Below are 20754 nucleotides of genomic sequence, written 5' to 3'. Positions count from 1 at the left end.
CCTGCCGCCGCAAACAATCGCGCAAGTCCGCAATCAATCCGTATTGGATGAGAATAACAAATTGGTATCTTTGAGAATCACGGCATCCCCGTCTATGTAAACGTCCGTATTCGTGAATGCCGGGGGCAAGCATGTGGGTGTATCAGCTGATCATCGTTGTTCTGGCATTGGCCTTAATCGGCCAGTTGCTGGCGCAGGGTGGTGACGCATTTCTCGTGCTGGAAAACTCCCGGCCCGTAGGGGGTGATCGCGAGGTGCTGACAATACTGGCCTGGGGCTTTGCAACGCGGGCCGGGCGAAGCGCCTGTATCTCCGATCCGGTCGGGCACGGGATCAACGACATGCGCTTTTCGATGAGCCTGGGGCAGATTCTGCTGTCGCTGATAACGCTGGGCTTCGTGCGCCGGGTGAATATCGATTACCGTCTGCATTCGGGCAACAGCCCGGTCGGTGGAACCTGATGCCCCGTCCTTTGCGCCATGGCCCGCGTCACTGGGTCAATTATCACGGAACGGAATCGGCAGAGCTCGGCGACCTTGTCGAACTGCTGAACAGCGAGCGCGAGGGCGGGCGCGATGTCCTTCGCGAGGTGGCATCGGATGTGCTGGCCTTGCTGCAGGACGCCAGCCGGTGCGGGGCGCAACTGCGCCCGCTTGGCGCTGGCTGGTCGCCATCGCCGATCACGATCGTGCAGGGGGGCTGGCTGGTCGAGACGCGTCGGATCAACCGCTGCTTCGGCCTCACGGCGCGGGATGTCGTTCGCGGGACCGATCCGACACGGCTGATGCTGGTCCAGGCGGGGGCGACCGTCGACGAGGTCAATGATTGCGCCGAGGAGCTGGGCCTGAGTTTGCGCACCGGAGGGGCGAGCAATGGCCAGACCTGGGCAGGAGCCTGCGCGACCGGCACGCACGGCAGCGTCCTGGATGCAGGCGGAATTCAGGATCACATCCGTGCGGTCCAGGTGGTGACGCCCTCTGGGATATTCTGGGTCGAGCCGCACCGGCCCGTGATGTCGCCGGATTTCGTCGCGGCGACCGGGAGCACGATCTTTCGCGATGACGACGTTTTTGCGGCCTGTCAGGTCGCCGTCGGCGCGATGGGCTTCATCACCGCGATGGTGATCGAATGCGTACCCATATACATGGTGCGCAACATCCAGAAGCGCGCGCGCATCGAGCGGGAGGATATCTCACGCCTGGCCGAGGGCGACTTTCGCGGCTTCTCCCGCGCGTTCGGGCTGAACGAGGAGCCGCACTTCCTCCAGGTAATCCTCAACCCCTTCGCCCCGTTCGAAAAGGACGCGCTGCTGCGCATGCTCTATCTGCGCGATTTCGACCCCGCTATCCCGCCGCCTCCGCGTCCGCTGACCGGCGCGGGCTATGATGCGCTGACCCTGATCGGCAAGGCGATGGCGGGGATCGATCTGCTCCGCGCGGACATCCTGCAGCTTGCGATGCGCGCTGGCTATGCGGTGCAGCGCGACATTCATGATCCCGAAGCGATCGCCACCTGGGGGCATACCACCGAGCCGCACAATCCGATCGCCAATCTGTTCAACGGATCGGTGACGATGCTGCGGTCCGATCTGGAACGCGCCTTCGATCCGCTGATCGAGGCGTTTCTGAGCGGCGGGGGAGGGACGGTGGTGACGCTGCGCTTCATGCAGCGCGCTGCCGGGCTGCTCGCCCCGGCGCGTTTCGACAGCAATGTCGTGATCGATTTCGATGGTCCGCGCAGCGATGTCAGCCATCGCAGCTATCGCGCGGTGGTGGCGAAGCTCGATGCGCTGGCTATTCGTTTCACCCGCCATTGGGGCAAAACCAACGATCTTGATGCGGTGCGCGTCGCCCGTGACTATGGTGATGACTATCGCCGCTTCCGTGTCGCGCAACGCCGGCTGATGCCCGATCCTTCCGATATAGCCGTGTTCCGTTCCGATCCATTGGTGCATCTGGGGCTGATCGACTGACCCGGACGGGGATTCGATCGCGCTGAAAGCTTGACAAAAGCGCACCGGCACGGTGTTAGCCGCGCTATCGGCTGGCCTTGCTATTGGGCAGGCTCATCATCGCCCATTTTCGATCAGGATCCATGGTTCTCATGCACGCATATCGCACTCACAGCTGCACCGCGCTTCGCGCTTCCGATGTTGGTCAGCAGGTCCGCCTGTCGGGCTGGATTCATCGCAAGCGCGACCATGGCAACCTGCTCTTCATCGACCTGCGCGACCATTACGGGCTGACCCAGATCGTGACCGACAGCGACAGCCCCGCCTTTGCGTCGCTGGAGCGGTTGCGCGTCGAAAGCGTCGTCACGGTGACCGGAACCGTCGTCGCACGATCGCCCGAGACGGTGAATGCCAATCTGCCGACCGGCGAGATCGAGGTGCGCGCCGCCGAGGTCGTGATCCAGTCCGCTGCCGAAGAGCTGCCGATGCCGGTCGCGGGCGAGCAGGAATATCCCGAGGATATCCGACTGCGCTACCGCTTCCTCGATCTGCGCCGCGAACGCCTGCACCGCAACATCATGCTGCGCTCGCAGGTCATCGCATCGCTTCGTCGTCGCATGGTCGAACAGGGCTTTACCGAGTTCCAGACGCCGATCCTGACCGCTTCCTCGCCCGAAGGCGCGCGCGACTATCTGGTGCCCAGCCGCGTGCACCCGGGCAAGTTCTACGCGCTGCCCCAGGCCCCGCAGATGTTCAAGCAGCTGCTGATGGTCGCAGGGTTCGACCGCTATTTCCAGATCGCGCCGTGCTTCCGCGACGAAGATGCGCGCGCCGACCGCAGCCCCGGCGAATTCTACCAGCTCGACCTCGAAATGAGCTTCGTGACGCAGGACGATGTGTTCGCAGCGCTCGAGCCGGTGCTTGCTGGCGTGTTCGAGGAATTCTCTGGCGGCAAGCATGTGACGCCTGCCGGCACCTTCCCGCGCATTCCCTATCGCGAATCCATGCTGAAATATGGGTCGGACAAGCCCGACCTGCGCAACCCGCTGGTGATCAGCGATGTGACCGAGCATTTCGTCGGATCGGGCTTCGGCCTGTTCGACAAGATCGTCGGCAGCGGCGGCAAGGTGCGCGCGATTCCCGCTCCCGGCGCGGGCGCGATGAGCCGCAAGTTCTTCGACGACATGAACGATTGGGCGCGCAGCGAAGGTCATGCGGGCCTTGGCTATATCAACATCAAGGATGGCGTGCCCGGCGGCCCGATCGCCAAGAACCATGGCGAGGAAGGCACGGCCAAGCTGATCGCCGAGCTCGGCCTTGGCCCCAATGATGGCGTGTTCTTTGCCGCGGGCAAGGAACTGCAGGCCGCCAAGCTGGCAGGCGCGGCGCGCACGCGGGTTGGCGAGCAGCTCGGACTGATCGAGCAGGGCGTCTACAAGTTCTGCTGGATCGTCGATTTCCCGATGTTCGAATATGACGAGGATGCCAAGAAGATCGATTTCAGCCACAACCCCTTCTCGATGCCGCAGGGCGAGATGGAGGCGCTGGAGACGATGGACCCGCTCGATATCCTCGCCTGGCAGTATGACATCGTGTGCAACGGCGTCGAACTGTCCTCCGGCGCGATCCGCAACCATCGTCCGGACATCATGTACAAGGCATTCGAGATTGCCGGCTACACCAAGGAAGATGTCGAGAAGAACTTCTCCGGCATGCTCAACGCGTTCAAGTACGGCGCGCCGCCGCACGGCGGATCGGCTCCGGGCGTCGACCGCATGGTGATGCTGCTCGCCGACGAACCCAATATCCGCGAGGTCGTGCTGTTCCCGATGAACCAGAAGGCCGAAGACCTGATGATGGGGGCACCCTCGCCGGTGAACCTCAAGCAGTTGCGTGAGCTCAACATCCGGGTGGTCGAGCCCCAGAAGAGCTGACACAGGGCTGATTGCAAAAACTGTGAAACTGTGATCCTGTGGTGGTCATGAAGAACGTGACCATCGCGCTCGACGACGAGACGCACCGGCTCGCCCGCATCCGCGCCCTCAGTCGGAGTGCGCGAAATGCCGATGCCCTATGCCGCCGTTCCTTCTGCCGATGATTTCGTACCGCTGAAAAAGCCCCGGCAGCCGGGCGCGTTGCGGGGCAAGATTCATATGGCGGAAGATTTCAACGAGACTCCACAATGGCTGATCGACGCCATGGAGGGCAAGGACAGCGACAAGCCCTGGCCCATCGGCTGATCATTCGGGCCTGAGCGATGCGGCTGATGCTCGACACCCATGTCCTGCTGTGGTGGTTGCAGGACAATCCCCGGCTGAGCCAGAAAGCGCGCGCGCTGATCGCCGACCCCGATCACGAGTTGATGGTAAGCCTGGCCTCGCCCTGGGAGATTTCGGTCAAGCACTGCATCGGCAAGATGCAGGAGAGCGGGGCTGACGTCATGGTCGCGCTGGATGGGCAGGGTATCGCCGTGCTTGATTTCGAACCTGAGCATCTCCGCGTGCTGGAGGCGATGCCGCTGATCCATCGCGATCCGTTCGATCATCTGATCATCGCCCAAGCGCTGGCGGAGCGCTGCACGATCATCACCGACGACGCGCAGTTTAGCGCTTATGGCGTGCCTTGCCTGGCTGCCTGAGCTGGTGTGACCGGTGACCTTGCGCACAGCATTGCAGAATGACTCGGGCAAGGATTGTGTTACATTTCAATGGAATCGCGCTGCATCGGCAGCGCAGCATTTTGGGGCGTTTGCATGAAATCAGGGTTTGCATTGCCGGGCACCGTGGCTCGTCTTGCGGTCATTCTGTCAGCGATGGCTGGCGCGGGCATCGCCCAGGCCGAGACGCTGACCATAGACGCGCTCTACCCCGCGCGCGATCGTGACGCGGCGCAGGTGGGTTCATTGGTCGTCGAACGCTTTGGCGGGCGCGATGGCGGGGAACTGTCGTTCGCGATCGAAGGCGCGCTGAACGAGGTGATCGTCTACGGCCAGCCTTATTTCCGGGTGGTCGCCGAACGGTCGAGTGCTCCGGCCGATGCTGTGCTGTCCGGCATAGCCACCGCGCAGATGCAGAACCAGCCGGTCGAGGAAAGCCGCAAGGAATGCGTCGAGCGCGACGGTAACGACAAGTGCATCCGCGAGGAGCAGGTAAAGATCCGCTGCAATCGTCGGATCGTCTCGCTCAACTCCTCGCTGCGCATGGCGCGGATCGACGATGGCGCGATCGTCTATCAGCGCCAGATATTCAAGAGCGACCAGGTGGTGATCTGCCCCGACCGCCAGGCCAATCGCAGCCTGCCCGATACGGTCTCGATGCTGGTTGAACAGGTCGCGGACGAAGTGAGGAGCGATATCGCCCCGGTATTCCGCAGCGATGCCATCCGCGTGCTGGAAGGCCGCAAGGGCCTCGACAAGGACCAGTCGAACCGGTTCAAGGATGCGCTCAAGGCAACCTTCCGGGACCCTGGTCAGGCATGTTCGATCTGGCAGGCGCTCGATACCGAGGTGCCGGGTCAGAGTTCGGTCGTGTTCAACCTCGCACTGTGCGCCGAGCAGCGCGGCGAACTCGATGAGGCCATGACGCGCTACCGCCAGGCGCAGACGCTGCTGCCACGCGAACCGGCGATCCGCGCGGCGTTCGACCGGATTGCGGCGCGTCAGGTGGCGGAAGGCGATTACAATGCCCGCGAGGCGCGACTGGGGGGAACGGGTTCATGACGATCAAGCTGTCCGACTATGAGAAAGGCTCCGGCTTTGATGGCGATTATGACGCGGCGTTGAAGGGGCTGCAGGAAAGGCTGTCGCACGCGCATGCCCGGCACATCGTCCATGGTCACCGCGCGATCATCGTCATGGAAGGCTGGGATGCGGCGGGCAAGGGCGGAATCATCAAGCGGATGACCGCCGAATGGGACCCGCGCTATTTCCAGGTCTGGCCGATCAGCGCGCCGACCCCGTACGAGAAGGACCGGCATTTCCTCTGGCGCTTCTGGCAGAAATTGCCCGGCAGCCGCGAAATCTCGGTCTTCGATCGCTCCTGGTACGGGCGCGTGCTGGTCGAACGGGTCGAGCAGTTCGCCAGCGAGCGCGAATGGAAGCGCGGCTATGACGAGATCAACGAGTTCGAGGCGCAACAGGTCGATGGCGGCACCGCGATCATCAAGATTTTCCTGCATGTGACGCAGGCAACGCAGGACAAGCGCCTCGCCGACCGGCTGTCCGTCCCCGAGAAGCGCTGGAAGGTGACGCACGACGATTTCCGCAATCGCGCCAAGCGGGCCGACTATCTCGACGCGATGCACGACATGTTCCGCCAGACCGACACGCGCTGGGCACCGTGGAAGGTGTTCGACGGCAACAACAAGAAGGCTGCGCGCATCGCGGTGCTGACGCATATCGCCGAGCGGCTCGAGGCCAGCGTCCCTAAGTCCTTGCCCGATGCCGATCCCGAGCTCGTGGCGCTGGCGAAAGAGGCGTTCGGCTACAAGGGCTAGAACAGCTCGCCCTGCGTGCCGTCTGCCGGGGCGCGGAAGTGCGATGCATCCAGTACCCATTTGTACTGGTTGAGCCCCGCGCGTTTGACCGCGAGGCGGAAGCGGGTGCGAATCAGGTCGGCCCAGGGGCCGGACCCACGCATGCGCGAGCCGAAATCGGGATCATTGTCGCGCCCGTCGCGCATCTGCTGGATGATCGCCATGACCTTGGCGGCGCGATCGGGAAAATGTGCGTCGAGCCAGGCGCGGAACAGCGGCGCGACCTCGTGCGGCAGGCGCACGGGGATGTAGGACGCCGACAGCGCGCCTGACTCGCCCCCGGCAGCGACCAGCGCCTCGATTTCGTGATCGGTGATTGCAGGGATGACAGGCGACACGTTGATGTGCGTCGGCACGCCCGCTTCGCTCAGCGCTCGGATCGCGGCGAGCCGCTTGCGCGGGGCGGCCGCGCGCGGTTCGAGCGTGCGTGCCGTCGCGCTGTCGAGCGTGGTGACCGAGAGCGCGATGGCGACCAAGTCGTGCCGCGTCATTTCCGCCAGCAGGTCGATATCGGCGAGCACCCGGTCCGACTTGGTGGTGATCGATACCGGATGGCGCGCTTCCAGACAGACCTCGAGGATCGACCGGGTAATGCGATAGTCCGCCTCGAGCGGTTGATACGGGTCGGTATTGGTGCCCAGCGCGATCACCTTGGGCACATAGCCCGGCTTGCGCAGCGTCGTGCGCAGCAGCTTGGCCGCATCGGGCTTGGCAAACAATCGGCTTTCGAAATCGAGCCCCGGTGACAGATCGAGCCAGGCATGGGTGGGCCGGGCATAGCAATAGATGCAGCCATGCTCGCAGCCGCGATAGGCGTTGATCGACTGGTCGAACGGAAGATCGGGGGACGTGTTGCGCGAGATGATCGAGCGCGGGTGTTCGATCGTCACCGTGGTGCGCAGCGGGGCAGGGCTGTCGTCGATCGCGGCGCGCTGGTCGAGCCAGTCGCCATCGACCTCGCGCACCGGCAGGTTGAAGCGCGCCGACTCGCGGTTCAGCGGCGCGCCTCGGCCTTTGATTGGGGGCGGGTGGACGGACATGCGTCCAGATTAGAACATTTCAGGAACAAATGCCACCGCTTTGGTCATTCCCGCGAAAGCGGAAATCACGCTTATTCGTTGGCGGAGGCTGTAAGCGGGACCCCCGCCCGCGCGGGGGTGACGATGGATGGTGGCAGAGTGCTGGACTATTTCTCGCGCAGCCTTGGCATCAGCTCGATGAAATTGCAGGGCCGGTTGCGGCTGTCGAGCTGTTCGCTCAGGATGCCGTTCCACCCATCCTTGACCGCACCATTCGATCCGGGCAGCGCGAAGATATAGGTGCCGCGCGCGAGCACCGCGCAGGCGCGCGATTGCACGGTGCTGGTGCCGATGGTCTGATAGCTGAGCCAGCGGAACAGCTCGCCGAAGCCCGGAATGTCCTTGTCCTTCACCCGGTCGAGCGCCTCGGGCGTGATGTCGCGTCCGGTCAGCCCCGTGCCGCCAGTGGAGATGATCGCATCAATCTCGGGATCGTCGATCCAGTTGTTGAGCCGGACGACCAGCCGCTCGACATCGTCCTTCTCGATCGCGCGCGTGATCAGCTTGTGGCCCTTGCCGGTGATCAGCCCGGCCAGGATATCGCCCGATGTGTCGTCGGCAGCGGTGCGCGTGTCCGAGATGGTCAGCAGCGCGATGTTGATGGGCTTGAACGCCCGCGATTCGTCGATGGCCATCGCTCAGTTGTGCTGCACGGTATCCAGCCGGACAAGCTCGATTCCGCCGGCATGCGGAAAGCGCGGCCACATGCCCTGCGCAAGGCCCGTCGCGCTCTTGGAATTCACGCCCGCCTGCTTTTCGTACATCCAATAGTTGCGCAGGATGATGCCAACATAGGCGCGCGTTTCCCAATAGGGGATCGATTCGATGAACAGCAGCGGATCGCCATTGTCCCGCACCTTCTCGTTCCAGCGGCTGACCGGCAGCGGCCCGGCATTATAAGCGGCGATGATCTTGGGCAGCAGCCCCTGGGTCTCGGGCCGGGTGTTGAGGAATTCGAGATAGCGCTGGCCATATTCGAGATTCACCGCCGGCTGATAGAGCGCGCTGGCATCGAGCGACTGGCCGCGGGCGCGCGCCATGTCCTGTGCGGTGCCGGGGCGGACCTGCATCAGCCCGCGCGCATCGGCGGGGCTGCGCGCATCGCTGCGGAAGTTCGATTCCTGCAGGGTGTGCGCATAGACCAGCGCCGGATCGACGCGCCAGCCTTCCACCGGTACCCAGCGCGGCGAGGGGAAGCGTGCGAAGCTGTCCGGGCGGCTGCCCTGCGGTCCGTTCTGCGCGAGCCACATCTGTGTCTGCGGCATGGACAGATCGCGCGCGAGGCGCAGCAGGCAATCGTGCGCGCTATCGCCGGCAATCTGGGCTTCGTGGCGCAAGACCTGGTCGGCAAGGGTCGATTCGCCGATCTGCGTCAGCGCGATGGCACGGCGGACATTGGGTCGGTCCTTGAGCAGCTTCCAATCGTTGGAGCTGAAGTCGGGCGCACGCACCGAGCTGTCGGCAAGGCCCAGTTGCTCGGCCGCGAGCACGCCATAGAGCGTCTCGCCATATTGGCTGGCCGCACGCAGATTGGGCTGGACCAGATCGGGGCGGCGGCAGCGCGTCGCGGCGCGCGAGGCCCAGTAATAGCCGGCGGCGCGCTGCTCCTCGTTCCAGGCATTGGCCGCAGCGCCTTCGAAGCCCTGCAGCGCAGCGGCGCAATTGCCCAGGCGCCAGGCCGCGAGTCCTGCGGTCCAGTGCGCCTCGCCGAGCCACTCGCCCGAACCCAGCGTCGCGGCGCGCGCCATGTCGAGCGCTTCCTGATCGCGATTTTCGAGATAATAGGACCAGGCCACGCGCTGCTGCAGCTCGGTGCGGGCCTGGGGGCTGAGGAAATCGACCTGATCGGCCAGCGCTGCTGCGGCACCGGCGGGATCATCGGCAACGATGCGTTCCTGGATCGTCGCGGCCAGCGTAGGGGGCACCGTGCCGTCTGCGACGCTGCGCGGCTTGCCCCGCCGGGTCAGCCCGCCGAAATTCGCCATGCGCACCATCTGGGGGCGGTCGGGCAGGATCGTCGCACCGCGCTTGGTGGCAAGCGAGGCAAGACGCTCGGCATGCGGAAGGTCTGGCGCGGCGTTGAGCAAGCTGAGCAGCGGCCCCATTTCGACACGCGGCGAATTGGCGGCAAGGAACAGCTCGGCCCGCGCGATATCGTGCAGCACGCCCTTTTCGCGGCTGTCGAGCAGTTCGCTTGCCTTGGCCCAGTTCTGTCCCCGGATCGCGCCGAACACCTGCGAATAATAGTCGCGCTCGGATGAGGAGAGCAGATCGGGCACCTGCGTCTTGGCGACGCGACTGGAAAAATAGCTATAGGATGATTCTTCGGCCATGGCTGGCTGGCAGGAGATCAGGGCCGCACCCCCGGCGATGATCAGCGCTTTCTTCAGCAAGGTCTTACTCCACGAGCAGCTTCTGCCATTGCTGCCACGCCATGCTTTTCTCTTGCACGATGCGATGAAACATCAGGCTGAGCTTGCGCGTGACCACCGTTTTGACAGTTCGGTCACCATGGTTAAGAAAATGGAAATCGGTTGGCTTTTGCGATGGGTCGTGGCTAAGCAGCGCCCTGGCGGTGTCTTCACCTGCAACCACCAGCATTTCCGGGGCTGCCAGCCCGATATGATGCCGGGCTATGCGAGTCCAGGTGCCAAGATGCGGCAGCGCCGCCTGGTTATCGAAAACGACCCGCGGGAACAGCGAGGCGCGGTAGACATCCTCCGGCGCAAAGCCGCACGCGCGCGCGATCATGTCGAGCAGCCGGCCCGACCGACCCGACAGCACCGTGTCCTGATCGTCACGCTCGGGCGCGCCGGTCAGGACCATCAGCCGTGCTCCCTGTCTTCCCGCGGGCGCAATATGGCGGCCGTCGCCGCCGTCGGCCGCGAGCGACCCGCTGCGCCATGCCGCAACAAAGGCATCGAGCGTCTCGGGCAGAACGAGTTCTGCGGGCGCCTTGGCAACGGGTGCGTCGGGGGCAGGAGAGGCAGCCGCCGGCCTTTGTTGAAGCGCGGGGCGCGGTGCCGCCGCTGTACGCACTGGCGGCACATCATCGGCCAACCAGTCATTGGGCGTATCGGCAAAGTCACAGTCCACGCCGGCCAGCTGCCACCAGTCGATCAGGCTTTGTGCCTCGCGCAGGGGATCGTTAACCGGTGTCAGCACGTTGATGCCCCAAAGCGGGTTGACTTGGGCGCTGCGGCGCTATTGGAGTGAACGGGAGAGGGCATGCCATCGCCTTATGGCACAGGCCCCATCCTGAGCAACGGGGAACACATGATGAGTGAACGCGAATCCATGCCATTTGACGTCGTGATTGTCGGCGCAGGCCCTGCTGGCCTTGCTGCGGCGATCCGGCTCAAACAATTGGCAGCGGAGAATAACGCCGAGATCGAGGTGTGCGTCATCGAGAAGGGCTCGGAAGTCGGTGCGCATATCCTGTCCGGCGCAGTGTTCGATCCGCGGGCTCTGGACGAGTTGATCCCCGACTGGCGCGAGCAGGATTGCCCGATGGCCGCCACCCCGGTGACCGAGAACCATCACTGGGTGCTGACCAAGTCAAAGAAAATGGCGATTCCGCATATCGCGACGCCTTCGTTCATGCACAACAAGGGCACCTATACTGGCAGCCTCGGCAATCTGTGCCGCTGGCTGGCGGAAAAGGCCGAAGAGCTGGAAGTCCAGATTTTTCCGGGCTTCGCTGCGGCCGAAATCCTCTATAACGAGGATGGATCGATCAAGGGCGTCGCCACCGGCGACATGGGCATCGGCAAGGATGGCGAGCACAAGCCCGACTATACGCCAGGCCTGGAACTGCATGCGCGCTACACCTTTTTTGCCGAAGGCGCGCGCGGCCATCTGACCAAGATCCTCAAGCGCCAGTTCGATCTGGAGGCTAATTGCGAGCCGCAGGTCTATGGCATCGGCCTCAAGGAATTGTGGGATATCGATCCTAAGAAGCACGTGCCGGGCCGGGTGATCCATACGCAGGGCTGGCCGCTCGACGATGCCTGGGGCGGTGGCTTCCTCTATCATCAGGCCAATGGTCAGGTGGCCTTGGGCTTCGTGGTCGCGCTGTCGTACCAGAACCCGCATCTCTCGCCGTTCCAGGAATTCCAGCGCTGGAAGACGCACCCGGAAATCCGCAAGATCCTCGAAGGCGGCAAGCGCGTGTCCTACGGCGCGCGCGCGATCAACGAGGGCGGCTGGCAGTCGGTGCCCAAGCTGGCTTTCCCGGGCGGCGCGCTGATCGGGTGCAGCGCGGGCTTCGTCAACGTGCCGCGCATCAAGGGCAGCCACACTGCGATGAAATCGGGCATGCTCGCTGCCGAAGCCGCATTCCGCGCGATCCAGGCCGACCGGACGTCGGACGAGCTGTCGGACTATCAGGAAAATCTCAACGCCAGCTGGATTGCCGAGGAACTGAAGAAGGTCCAGAATGTCGAGCCTTGCGTCGACAAGTTCGGCGGCACCATCGGCACGGTGCTGGGTGGCATCGACATGTGGATGCGCCAGCTGGGCATCGGCCTGCCGATCACGATGAAGCACGATCCCGACTACAAGCATATGGGCCGCGCCGATCTCTACCCGAAGATCGACTATCCCAAGCCCGATGGCGTCATCACGTTCGACCGGCTTTCCTCGGTGTTCCTGTCGAACACCAATCACGAAGAAGACCAGCCGGTCCACCTGCAGCTCAAGGATCCGAGCATCCCGGTCCAGGTCAACCTGCCATTGTATGACGAACCGGCGCAGCGGTACTGCCCGGCGGGCGTGTACGAGGTGGTCGGACAGGAAGAGGGCAATCCGCGCTTCCAGATCAACGCGCAGAACTGCGTCCATTGCAAGACCTGCGACATCAAGGAAATGAGCCAGAACATCAACTGGGTGGTGCCCGAAGGTGGCGGCGGCCCCAACTATCCGAACATGTGATCGACCGGAAACCTTCCCGGCTGGGGGAGGCTATCAACCTGAAGGTTTCAAGTCCCGGTGCTCACCGAAACCGCCTATGCCAAGGTCAACCTCGCGCTGCACGTCCGGCGGCGGCGCGAGGATGGCTATCATGATCTTGAAAGCCTGTTCGCCTTTGTCGATCGCGGGGATGCGTTGAGCGCCGCGCCCCGGTCGGACGGTGCCCTGTCGCTGACGATAAGCGGGCCATTCGCGCATGGCCTCGATAGCGGCGATAACAATCTGGTGCTCCGCGCTGCTTCAGCACTCCGGCAAAGCGCGCCCTACGGACAATTTGGTGCAGACCTGCACCTCACCAAGAACCTCCCCGTCGCCTCCGGGATCGGCGGAGGCTCAGCCGATGCCGCCGCCGCGCTGCGCCTGCTCAATCGCCTGTGGGGATGCGCCCTGACCGACCGCGAACTCTGCGCGATCGGCGAGACGTTCGGCTCCGATATCCCCGCCTGCGTGATCAGCCAGAGCCTGCGCGTCGAGGGCAGGGGCGAAGCACTGGCGCCGCTCAGCCTGCAGGGCCTCTCGGGCATGCCGATCCTGCTCGTCAATCCTGGCATTCCGCTCGGCACCGCGCCGGTGTTCCAGGGCTGGGATCAGGTCGATCGAGGCCCGCTCGATACGTCCAGTCTTGAGGCCGTCATTGCAGCCGGGCGCAATGACCTCGAAGGCCCCGCGCGTATGCTCGTACCCGAAATCGCAGACGTGCTCGAACGGCTGCGCTCGACGCCCGGCGTCACCTTGTCGCGCATGTCGGGCAGCGGCGCGACCTGCTTTGCACTGTTCGATTCGCCAGAAGCTTGCACTACAGCCGAACAGGCTCTGGCGGCCGATCAGCCGACCTGGTGGCTGATGTCAGGAATGCTGCGATGAACGGCTTTCAACCCTATGAAATCATTGCCTCGAAACCGGGATCGATGGGCGAGAACATCGTCATCATTGCCGACCATGCGAGCAACCATGTCCCCGAAGGCATCGACTTAGGCGTCGCGCCGGACGTCATGACGCAGCATGTTGCGATCGATATCGGCGTGGCCGAAGTCACCCGAGCGCTGTGCGAGCCGATCGGCTGCGGCGCGGTGCTGGCGCGCGTCTCGCGGCTTGTGATCGATTTCAACCGCGAGGAGGATGCGCCCGGCCTCATTCCGCTGACCAGCGACGGCATCGCCATTCCGGGCAATGCCGATGCCGATCCCGAAACGCGGCTCGCGGCCTATTACCGGCCCTATCATGACGCCGTGGCGGCCATGCTCGCCAGTGTGTCGAATCCCTTCATCCTGTCGCTGCACAGCTTCACCCCGCAGCTCGCCACGCGCCCTGAAGAGGCAAGGCCTTGGGATATAGGGATTTTGTACAATCGCGATGATCGCGCGGCGCGCATCGCCCTGCCGCTGCTGGCCGAGACAGGGCTCAATGTTGGCGACCAGCTGCCCTATGCCGGCACGCTGCTCAATGCGACAATGAACCGCCATGCCGAAGAACCGGGCAGGCCCTATCTGGGCGTGGAAATGCGGCAGGACCATGTTTCCGACCCAAATGGCGCGGCCCGAATGGCGGAGATATTGGCCCCTGTAGTCCTCGCATGCCGCAATAGACTTGCGTAGCGCGCCCGATTTTGGAAAGAGCCCGGCCAGAGAAAGGCCCGATCATGACACATAATTTCGACAAGTCGAAGCTCCCCAGCCGCCACGTCTCCGTGGGACCGGAGCGCGCGCCGCATCGCAGCTATTATTATGCCATGGGCCTGACCGAGGAAGAGATTGCGCGGCCTTTCGTCGCGGTCGCCAGTGCGGGCAACGACAGCGCGCCGTGCAATACCACGCTCGATGCCCAGGCCGATGCTTGCCGCGAAGGGGTGAACGCTGCAGGCGGCATGCCGCGCCGGTTCAACACCATCACGGTGACCGACGGTATCGCCATGGGCCATCAGGGCATGAAGAGCTCGCTGGTCAGCCGCGAGGTCATCGCCGATTCGGTCGAGCTGTCGGTGCGCGGCCATTGCTATGACGCGCTGGTCGGCTTTGCAGGGTGCGACAAGTCGCTGCCCGGCATGATGATGGCAATGCTGCGGCTCAACGTCCCTTCGATCTTCGTCTACGGCGGCTCGATCCTGCCCGGCCATTATGACGGCCGCGACGTGACGGTGAAGGACGTGTTCGAGATGGTCGGCCAGCACGCGGCGGGCAATTGTCCGCTCAAGGACCTGATCGCGCTCGAGAAAGTGGCGTGCCCCGGCCATGGCGCGTGCGGAGGCCAGTATACCGCCAACACCATGGCGTGTGTCGGCGAAGCGATTGGCCTCTCGCTCCCCAACAGCAACATGATGCCCGCACCCTATGAGAGCCGCGCCGAAATCGCGGTCGCGGCGGGACGCCAAGTGATGGAACTGCTCGCGCGCAACTTGAGGCCGCGTGACATCTGCACGCGTGAAGCCTTTGAAAATGCAGCGCGGGTTGTTGCTGCGACCGGCGGTTCTACCAATGCGGGGCTTCATCTGCCTGCCATGGCGAGCGAGGCAGGGATCGATTTCGACCTGTTCGACGTCGCCGAAATCTTCAAGACCACGCCTTATATCGCCGACCTGCAACCCGGCGGTCGCTATGTTGCGCGCGACATGTACGAGGCGGGCGGCGTCTACATGCTGATGAAGACGCTGCTGGAGAATGGCATGCTGCACGGCGATTGCATGACGGTCACCGGCAAGACGCTGGGCGAGAATATCGATCAGGTTACCTGGAACCCCGACCAGAAAGTCATCTACGACGTGAAGGCGCCGTTAAGCCCCACCGGAGGCGTCGTTGGCCTCAAGGGTTCGCTCGCGCCCGATGGCGCCATCGTCAAGGTGGCAGGCATGGCGCGGCTGCAATTCACTGGCCCCGCCCAGGTGTTCGATTGCGAGGAAGAGTGCTTCGCTGCGGTCGAGGCGCGCCAGATTCGCGAAGGATCGGTCATCGTCATCCGCTATGAAGGGCCCAAGGGCGGACCCGGCATGCGCGAGATGCTGTCGACCACCGCCGCGCTCTATGGGCAGGGCATGGGCGAGAGCGTTGCGCTGATCACCGATGGACGTTTTTCCGGCGCGACGCGCGGCTTCTGCATCGGCCATGTCGGACCCGAAGCGGCCGATTGCGGTCCGATTGCGCTGGTCGAGGATGGCGACATCATCTCGATCGACGCCGAAGCCGGCACGATCGACCTGCATGTCGACGAGGCCGTGCTGGCAGAGCGCCGCAAGGCGTGGCAGCCGCGCACCAACGACTATCAGGCGGGTGCCTTGTGGCGCTATGCCCAGAATGTGGGCCCGGCGAGCAAGGGTGCGGTAACGCATCCGGGAGCCAAGGCGGAACGCCATGTCTATGCGGATATCTGAGACGCTGGTCGTTTCCGCTGCACTGGCGATGCTGGCGGGATGCTCCGGGGAGACCAAACCTGATCCGCTGGCAGAGGCCGACGATAGCCGCGTCGCCTGCGCGCTCGGAAGCGATACCGAATTTGCCGAGAAATGCGATGTCGAGCGCGTGCAGAGCGGCGACAAGCGCGAGCTGGTGCTGCGGCACCCCGATGGCGGTTTCCGCAGGTTCGAGATCGTGACGGACGGTCGTGGCCTGATCGCGGCCGACGGTGCCGAGCAGGCGGTGGTGACGCCGCTCGCCGATGGCCGCATCCAGCTTTCGGTCGGCGATGACCGCTATCGCATCCCCGCGACGATCAAGCCTGGCGCAGGCGGTGGCTGATCGCGGATCAGCCGTGCTGACGGTCGCCGAGATGGTCGCGGCCGAACAGGCGATCTTCGACACCGGCGTCTCGGTCGATGCGCTGATGCAGCGTGCGGGCGAGGGCGCGGGCCAGATGATCTGGCGGATCGGCGGCACGGCGCCCACGCTCGTGCTGTGCGGTCCTGGAAATAACGGCGGCGATGGCTATGTAATCGCAGATTTTTTGTGCAGGAAAGGCGTGCCGGTAACCGTTGCCGCATTGTCCGGACCGCGCACCGACGCCGCGCGCAATGCGCGGGCGCGCTTTGGAGGCGAGGTCGTGAAGTTCGATGAGGCCGAACCCGCTGCGCAGGTCGTCGATTGCCTGTTCGGCAGCGGCCTGACGCGTCCCCTCGACGGTGCCGTCTGGCATCGCTTTGCCGAACTGGTCGGCCAGGCGCGGCGCAGCTTTGCGATTGATCTGCCCAGCGGGGCGGATGCCGACCGCGCGGTCTGGCTCAACGAACCGCTGCGCTTCGACCATGTGCTGGCGCTGGGGGCTTGGAAATACGCCCATCTGCTCGAGCCGGTGGCGAGCGATTGCGGCGCGCTCAGCCTGATCGAGATCGGGGTCGATACCGAGGCGGCCAAGGTCCGCAGGATCGCCCGGCCCGCGATCGCCGCGCCCGATGCGCGTTCGCACAAGTACCGCCGCGGGCTGGTGGCGGTGCTGGTCGGCGAGATGCCCGGGGCTGCGCTGCTGGCGGCCCGCGCGGCGCAAGGGGCGGGGGCTGGCTATGTCAAGCTGATCGGGGCGGGCGATCCGCCGCCACAGCTTCCTGCCGATATCGTCTGGCAGCAGGCAGACGGCTCGGGCGCGGTTGCCGAGGCGTTGCAGGATCCCCGCATCGGCACGGTTGTTGTCGGGCCGGGCCTGGGGCGGGGCGATCAGGCGATTGCGCTTCTGGAAACTGCGCTGAGCTGTCCGCACCCGCTGATTATCGATGCCGATGCGCTGCACCTGCTGCCTGCGCAATTCCCGCAGATGACGGGGCGCGGCGCGCCGGTGCTGCTGACCCCACACCAGGGCGAGTTCGAGGCGCTGGAGGGTGTGACAGACAGCGATGCGATGAACAAGGTCGCTCGAACAGCCGCGCTTGCTGAAACGCTGGATGCATTCTTACTCTACAAGGGCGCAGATACCGTGATCGCTGCCCCCGATGGCCGCGCGGTGATTGCCGATCGGCGCTGTTCGTGGCTATCGGTCGCCGGCACGGGCGACGTGCTTGCCGGCTGCATGGCGGCGCGGCTCGCGGGGCATGCCCAGCCGTTCGATGCCATGACCGAGGCAGCCTGGCTGCAGGACTTCGCTGCTCGGATCGTCGGACCGGCGTTCAGCGCGCTGGAGCTTGCCACGGCCCTGCGCCAAGCCCTGGAGGCCTGTCTTGAGCGATGACCTTATTGTCCGCATCGCGGCGCGCGGCGATGGCGTCACCGCTTCGGGCCTCCATGTCGCCGGGGCAGCCCCGGGGGACGCCCTTGCCAGCGATGGGAGCATCGTGCCCGGTCCGCATCATGCCGTGCCGCCATGCCCGCATTTCGGGACGTGCGGCGGGTGCCAGTTGCAGCATGTTGACGATACCGCGCTTGCCGATTTCGTCCGCGACCGTGTCACGGGGCCTCTCGCTGCCAAGCAGATCGTCGCGCGCGACGTTCGACCGGTGCACCTCTCGCCCCCGCGCAGCCGCAGGCGAGCCTCATTGCGCTATGTGCGCAAGGGCGGGCAGGTCACGCTGGGCTTTGCGGGCCAAGGCAGCCACGATCTGGTCGACATCCGCAGCTGCGAGATCGTGACGCCAAGACTGCATGACGTCATGATGGCCGTGCGCGGCCTGATCGCGAAATGGCCGGAATCGCGGATTTCCGGCAGTGTCGAGCTGACCGAGATCGACCAGGGCGTCGATGTGCTGATCTCCGGGCTGGCACCAAAAGCGCTGGCGGAGCACGAACTGCTCTCCGGCTTTGCCGAGGCGCAGGGGCTGGCGCGGCTGTCGATCGACCAGGGCTTCGGACCCGAGCCGCAGTACGAGCCCGTGCCGGCCACGATCAGCTTCGGCGATATCGCGGTGCGCTTTCCGCAGGCAAGCTTCCTTCAGGCGACGCGCGATGGCGAGGCGGTGCTGGCGTCGGCTGCGCGCGAGGCGCTCGATGGTTGCCGGATGGTCGCCGACCTGTTCGCCGGGCTGGGCAGCTTTGCATTTCACCTGATCGCGCCGGGCCGCCGCCTTTATGCCGCCGAGGCGTCGCGCGATGCCATCCTGGCGCTCAAGGCTGCTGCCGATGCGCGCCAGCTGCCATTATTCACCGAACATCGCGACCTGTTCCGCAATCCCGTCCAGCGCGACATGCTCGACCGGCTCGATGGGTTGGTACTCGATCCACCGCGCGCAGGGGCGGAGGAACAGGTGCGCGCCATCGCGGGATCGTCGATCAAGCGCGTCTGCTATGTCAGCTGCAACCCGGCGACCTTCGCGCGGGATGCCCGCATGCTGTGCGACGCCGGTTTCGTGCTCGATACCTTGTGGCCGGTGGGTCAGTTCCGCTGGTCGACGCATGTCGAGCTGGCCAGCCTGTTCGTCCGTCAGCCTTGAGCGCTCCATACGACGCCATCGCGCGGTCGGGTGTCAACGCGAAGCTCGAAGACGTCGGGGCGGGAATAGTGGCCGTCGGTATCAAGCGCGGCGAGATCCTGACCGATGCTGGCCATGTCCAGATCGGCAATCAGCGTCTCGGCTCCCGATCCTGCCTTGGCCAGCACCGTGGCATCGGGCGCAATGATCATGCTGCCGCCAAGCTGCAATTGCCCCTCGGGCATCGCCTCGATCAGCGCACGCGCGGCCTTGCGGGCCTCGGCGTCAAGGTGGCAGAGATCGAGGCCCAGCACCACATCGTCGCGGCTTTGCACGGTGCCCGCGGCCAGCACGAAACAACGGCCTTCAAAGGCATAGTGGCGCGAGGCAATGCCATAGGTCTCGCGCACCGTCGGCCAGGCGGCGATATGCACGGCCTCGCCCTGGTTGTGCATCGCCGCGCGTACAAGCGGCATCCAGTGTTCCCAGCAGATGAGGCTCCCGACTTGGCCGAACGGAGCGCCGTGGGTGCTGAGCGTCGAGCCATCGCCGCGTGCCCAGATCAGCCGTTCGCCATGGGTCAGCACGAGCTTTCGGTGGATCAGCGGCGGCTGGCCGGGGCGTAGCAGCAGCTGGCAGTTATAGAGGCTGGACCGCACGCGCTCGTGCGCGCCGATGCTGATCAGCGCGCCCGATCGATCGACCAGGTCCTGCACCGGAGCGAAACGCGGATCGCCGATGCGGATTGCCTCTTCCAGCAGCACGGCATGCAGCGCGCGCGTGCCCGGATGGTCCCAGAGCGCCGCGCCCGGTGCCTCATCAAGCCAGAGCGGATAGCCGCCCAGAAAGGTCTCGCCAAAGGCTACGATTTGCGCGCCCTGATCGAGCGCGGGTTCGATCAGACCGGGCAGCGCGGCCAGGCCCTGAGTGACCGAGAGCGGGATCGGTGCGGCCTGGACGACCGCCGCACGGATGCGGCGCGGATCAGCCATGCAGGTGGAGGTCGAAGATCGGGATCGCGGCGTGGAAGATCAGCACCATCAGGCACAGGCTCGACGAGGCGAACAGCAGGAAGCGGATGGCGACGCGGTTGACCGTGGCCTGGACCAGGCTGTGCGCGATGCGCAAAGCGACATACAGCCATGCAACCGCGACGTTGATCCCTTCGCCATGGCCGATAATCGCCAGCACGATACACACTGCATAAAAGATTGTCGGTTCGTCGAGCAGGTGATTGTAATTATGGGCTTTCCACTGGACCGGCTGCGGCAGGACAGCATCGAGATCCTTGCCCGTGCCGCCCTTCAGATTGGCGACATCGATCTTGGCCTGCTGCATCGCCGGAATGCGGGTGACGTACATCCATGCCCACATGACCATGGTCCATGCGAGAAGGATGACGACGGGCTGCAAAATGGGCTGGGTCATAGGGGCAATCCTCTCAAAGCGTAGCGAGCAGCGCGCGGACCGCGAGCACGATCAGGCAGAAGGTCGAGGCGAGGAAAAGCAGGAAACGGGTCTGCACCTTGTTGACGGTGGCCTGCCAGATGCTGTGCACGATACGGATCAGGGTGTAGCCCCAGGCGAGCGCGACATTGAAGCCATCACTGCCTGCGCCGGCGATCGCCACGATCGCGATGGTGGCGTAAAAGATGGTCGGCTGCTCCATCAGATGCGCGTAATTGTGTGATTTCCACGCGGCTTGGGGCGGCAGCATCGGATCGAGATCGCTGCCCCGTCCGCCCACGGCCTTGGAAATATCCACGCCCAGCTTCCTGGCGTTGGGAAGCCGCGCACCTGCCATCCAGAACAGCATGACGAGCGACCAGAGCACCAGCACGGCGGCTGGCGTCAGAACATTGGCAGACATGAAGCAGTTCCTCCCCCGCTTTACGGAGGAGGAA

The 20754-nt window shown here is 64.6% G+C and carries 21 protein-coding genes; 14 read left to right on the top strand and 7 right to left on the bottom strand.

What is annotated here, in order from left to right:
- Positions 1-137 precede the first annotated feature (137 nt).
- From AX725_RS06525 to AX725_RS06495, 7 genes are all read left to right on the top strand, one after another.
- Positions 138-461 carry a hypothetical protein gene (locus AX725_RS06525; RefSeq protein ID WP_155646052.1) on the top strand — a complete coding sequence of 108 codons (324 nt, stop codon included), beginning with the start codon at positions 138-140 and terminating at the stop codon, positions 459-461.
- Positions 461-1972: an FAD-binding protein gene (locus tag AX725_RS06520; protein ID WP_060979585.1), complete on the top strand. Its 1512-nt coding sequence runs from the start codon at positions 461-463 to the stop codon at positions 1970-1972. Before AX725_RS06525 ends, AX725_RS06520 begins: the two co-directional genes overlap by 1 nt.
- A 131-nt stretch (positions 1973-2103) precedes the next feature.
- Positions 2104-3885, top strand: a complete 1782-nt coding sequence (aspS, locus tag AX725_RS06515) for an aspartate--tRNA ligase (protein ID WP_060979589.1) — start codon at positions 2104-2106, stop codon at positions 3883-3885.
- A 126-nt stretch (positions 3886-4011) separates the two neighbouring features.
- A complete protein-coding gene (locus AX725_RS06510; protein ID WP_060979584.1) occupies positions 4012-4191 on the top strand; it encodes a hypothetical protein in 180 nt (59 codons plus the stop codon).
- A gap of 26 nt (positions 4192-4217) precedes the next feature.
- Positions 4218-4589 (top strand): type II toxin-antitoxin system VapC family toxin, encoded by a 372-nt coding sequence (locus AX725_RS06505; protein WP_196490540.1) that lies wholly within the window; start codon positions 4218-4220, stop codon positions 4587-4589.
- A gap of 114 nt (positions 4590-4703) precedes the next feature.
- Positions 4704-5669 (top strand): tetratricopeptide repeat protein, encoded by a 966-nt coding sequence (locus AX725_RS06500; RefSeq protein WP_155645880.1) that lies wholly within the window; start codon positions 4704-4706, stop codon positions 5667-5669.
- Positions 5666-6445: a polyphosphate kinase 2 family protein gene (locus AX725_RS06495; protein WP_060979581.1), complete on the top strand. Its 780-nt coding sequence runs from the start codon at positions 5666-5668 to the stop codon at positions 6443-6445. Before AX725_RS06500 ends, AX725_RS06495 begins: the two co-directional genes overlap by 4 nt.
- Here AX725_RS06495 and AX725_RS06490 read toward each other — a convergent pair.
- From AX725_RS06490 to AX725_RS06475, 4 genes are all read right to left on the bottom strand, one after another.
- Positions 6442-7524: a PA0069 family radical SAM protein gene (locus tag AX725_RS06490; RefSeq protein WP_060979580.1), complete on the bottom strand. Its 1083-nt coding sequence runs from the start codon at positions 7522-7524 to the stop codon at positions 6442-6444. The genes AX725_RS06495 and AX725_RS06490 overlap by 4 nt on opposite strands.
- A 146-nt stretch (positions 7525-7670) precedes the next feature.
- Positions 7671-8198 carry a molybdenum cofactor biosynthesis protein B gene (gene moaB, locus AX725_RS06485; protein WP_060979579.1) on the bottom strand — a complete coding sequence of 176 codons (528 nt, stop codon included), beginning with the start codon at positions 8196-8198 and terminating at the stop codon, positions 7671-7673.
- Between the two features lie 3 nt (positions 8199-8201).
- Positions 8202-9956, bottom strand: coding sequence for a lytic transglycosylase domain-containing protein (locus AX725_RS06480; protein ID WP_060979578.1), 1755 nt, complete (start codon positions 9954-9956; stop codon positions 8202-8204).
- Positions 9957-9960: 4 nt separating this feature from the next.
- Positions 9961-10728 carry a uracil-DNA glycosylase family protein gene (locus AX725_RS06475; RefSeq protein WP_066114472.1) on the bottom strand — a complete coding sequence of 256 codons (768 nt, stop codon included), beginning with the start codon at positions 10726-10728 and terminating at the stop codon, positions 9961-9963.
- A gap of 114 nt (positions 10729-10842) precedes the next feature.
- Here AX725_RS06475 and AX725_RS06470 point away from each other — a divergent pair, with 114 nt between their 5' ends.
- The 7 genes from AX725_RS06470 to AX725_RS06440 are packed head-to-tail and all read left to right on the top strand — an operon-like array spanning position 10843 to position 18871.
- Positions 10843-12495: an electron transfer flavoprotein-ubiquinone oxidoreductase gene (locus tag AX725_RS06470; RefSeq protein ID WP_060979588.1), complete on the top strand. Its 1653-nt coding sequence runs from the start codon at positions 10843-10845 to the stop codon at positions 12493-12495.
- A gap of 57 nt (positions 12496-12552) precedes the next feature.
- Positions 12553-13398, top strand: a complete 846-nt coding sequence (locus AX725_RS06465) for a 4-(cytidine 5'-diphospho)-2-C-methyl-D-erythritol kinase (RefSeq protein ID WP_060979576.1) — start codon at positions 12553-12555, stop codon at positions 13396-13398.
- Positions 13395-14129 carry an N-formylglutamate amidohydrolase gene (locus AX725_RS06460; protein ID WP_081096915.1) on the top strand — a complete coding sequence of 245 codons (735 nt, stop codon included), beginning with the start codon at positions 13395-13397 and terminating at the stop codon, positions 14127-14129. Before AX725_RS06465 ends, AX725_RS06460 begins: the two co-directional genes overlap by 4 nt.
- Before the next feature lie 44 nt (positions 14130-14173).
- Positions 14174-15895, top strand: a complete 1722-nt coding sequence (ilvD, locus tag AX725_RS06455) for a dihydroxy-acid dehydratase (protein ID WP_060979575.1) — start codon at positions 14174-14176, stop codon at positions 15893-15895.
- The gene (locus tag AX725_RS06450) at positions 15876-16259 is read left to right on the top strand and encodes a hypothetical protein (protein ID WP_067512434.1); all 384 of its coding nucleotides are present in this window, start codon (positions 15876-15878) and stop codon (positions 16257-16259) included. Before ilvD ends, AX725_RS06450 begins: the two co-directional genes overlap by 20 nt.
- Positions 16252-17676 (top strand): NAD(P)H-hydrate dehydratase, encoded by a 1425-nt coding sequence (locus AX725_RS06445; protein ID WP_208598047.1) that lies wholly within the window; start codon positions 16252-16254, stop codon positions 17674-17676. Before AX725_RS06450 ends, AX725_RS06445 begins: the two co-directional genes overlap by 8 nt.
- The gene (locus AX725_RS06440; protein WP_060979573.1) at positions 17666-18871 is read left to right on the top strand and encodes a class I SAM-dependent RNA methyltransferase; all 1206 of its coding nucleotides are present in this window, start codon (positions 17666-17668) and stop codon (positions 18869-18871) included. The genes AX725_RS06445 and AX725_RS06440 overlap by 11 nt, the downstream gene beginning before the upstream one ends.
- Here the strand turns inward: AX725_RS06440 and AX725_RS06435 are convergent.
- From AX725_RS06435 to AX725_RS06425, 3 genes are read right to left on the bottom strand one after another with little or no spacing between them, the layout of a single operon-like run.
- Complete coding sequence (locus AX725_RS06435) at positions 18862-19842, bottom strand: carbon-nitrogen hydrolase family protein (RefSeq protein ID WP_060979572.1); 981 nt, start codon at positions 19840-19842, stop codon at positions 18862-18864. The two genes, AX725_RS06440 and AX725_RS06435, sit on opposite strands and share 10 nt — an antisense overlap.
- Positions 19835-20278, bottom strand: a complete 444-nt coding sequence (locus tag AX725_RS06430) for an MAPEG family protein (protein ID WP_060979571.1) — start codon at positions 20276-20278, stop codon at positions 19835-19837. Before AX725_RS06430 ends, AX725_RS06435 begins: the two co-directional genes overlap by 8 nt.
- Before the next feature lie 13 nt (positions 20279-20291).
- Positions 20292-20720 (bottom strand): MAPEG family protein, encoded by a 429-nt coding sequence (locus AX725_RS06425; RefSeq protein ID WP_060979570.1) that lies wholly within the window; start codon positions 20718-20720, stop codon positions 20292-20294.
- Between the last annotated feature and the right edge of the window lie 34 nt (positions 20721-20754).

This window comes from Blastomonas sp. CCH9-A1, assembly GCF_001557175.1.
GTDB lineage: Bacteria > Pseudomonadota > Alphaproteobacteria > Sphingomonadales > Sphingomonadaceae > Blastomonas > Blastomonas delafieldii_A.
The sequence above is the reverse complement of the archived record's forward strand: the minus strand, read 5'-3'. Positions and strand labels throughout refer to the sequence as shown.

Excerpts from the sequence above, each read along its gene's own strand:
- AX725_RS06520 (WP_060979585.1), top strand. The coding sequence starts at position 461 with ATGCCCCGTCCTTTGCGCCATGGCCCGCGTCACTGGGTCAATTATCAC.
- aspS (WP_060979589.1), top strand. The coding sequence starts at position 2,104 with ATGCACGCATATCGCACTCACAGCTGCACCGCGCTTCGCGCTTCCGAT.
- AX725_RS06510 (WP_060979584.1), top strand. The coding sequence starts at position 4,012 with ATGCCGATGCCCTATGCCGCCGTTCCTTCTGCCGATGATTTCGTACCG.
- AX725_RS06505 (WP_196490540.1), top strand. The coding sequence starts at position 4,218 with ATGCTCGACACCCATGTCCTGCTGTGGTGGTTGCAGGACAATCCCCGG.
- AX725_RS06500 (WP_155645880.1), top strand. The coding sequence starts at position 4,704 with ATGAAATCAGGGTTTGCATTGCCGGGCACCGTGGCTCGTCTTGCGGTC.
- AX725_RS06495 (WP_060979581.1), top strand. The coding sequence starts at position 5,666 with ATGACGATCAAGCTGTCCGACTATGAGAAAGGCTCCGGCTTTGATGGC.
- AX725_RS06490 (WP_060979580.1), bottom strand. The coding sequence starts at position 7,524 with ATGTCCGTCCACCCGCCCCCAATCAAAGGCCGAGGCGCGCCGCTGAAC.
- moaB (WP_060979579.1), bottom strand. The coding sequence starts at position 8,198 with ATGGCCATCGACGAATCGCGGGCGTTCAAGCCCATCAACATCGCGCTG.
- AX725_RS06470 (WP_060979588.1), top strand. The coding sequence starts at position 10,843 with ATGAGTGAACGCGAATCCATGCCATTTGACGTCGTGATTGTCGGCGCA.
- AX725_RS06460 (WP_081096915.1), top strand. The coding sequence starts at position 13,395 with ATGAACGGCTTTCAACCCTATGAAATCATTGCCTCGAAACCGGGATCG.
- ilvD (WP_060979575.1), top strand. The coding sequence starts at position 14,174 with ATGACACATAATTTCGACAAGTCGAAGCTCCCCAGCCGCCACGTCTCC.
- AX725_RS06450 (WP_067512434.1), top strand. The coding sequence starts at position 15,876 with ATGTCTATGCGGATATCTGAGACGCTGGTCGTTTCCGCTGCACTGGCG.
- AX725_RS06435 (WP_060979572.1), bottom strand. The coding sequence starts at position 19,842 with ATGGCTGATCCGCGCCGCATCCGTGCGGCGGTCGTCCAGGCCGCACCG.
- AX725_RS06430 (WP_060979571.1), bottom strand. The coding sequence starts at position 20,278 with ATGACCCAGCCCATTTTGCAGCCCGTCGTCATCCTTCTCGCATGGACC.
- AX725_RS06425 (WP_060979570.1), bottom strand. The coding sequence starts at position 20,720 with ATGTCTGCCAATGTTCTGACGCCAGCCGCCGTGCTGGTGCTCTGGTCG.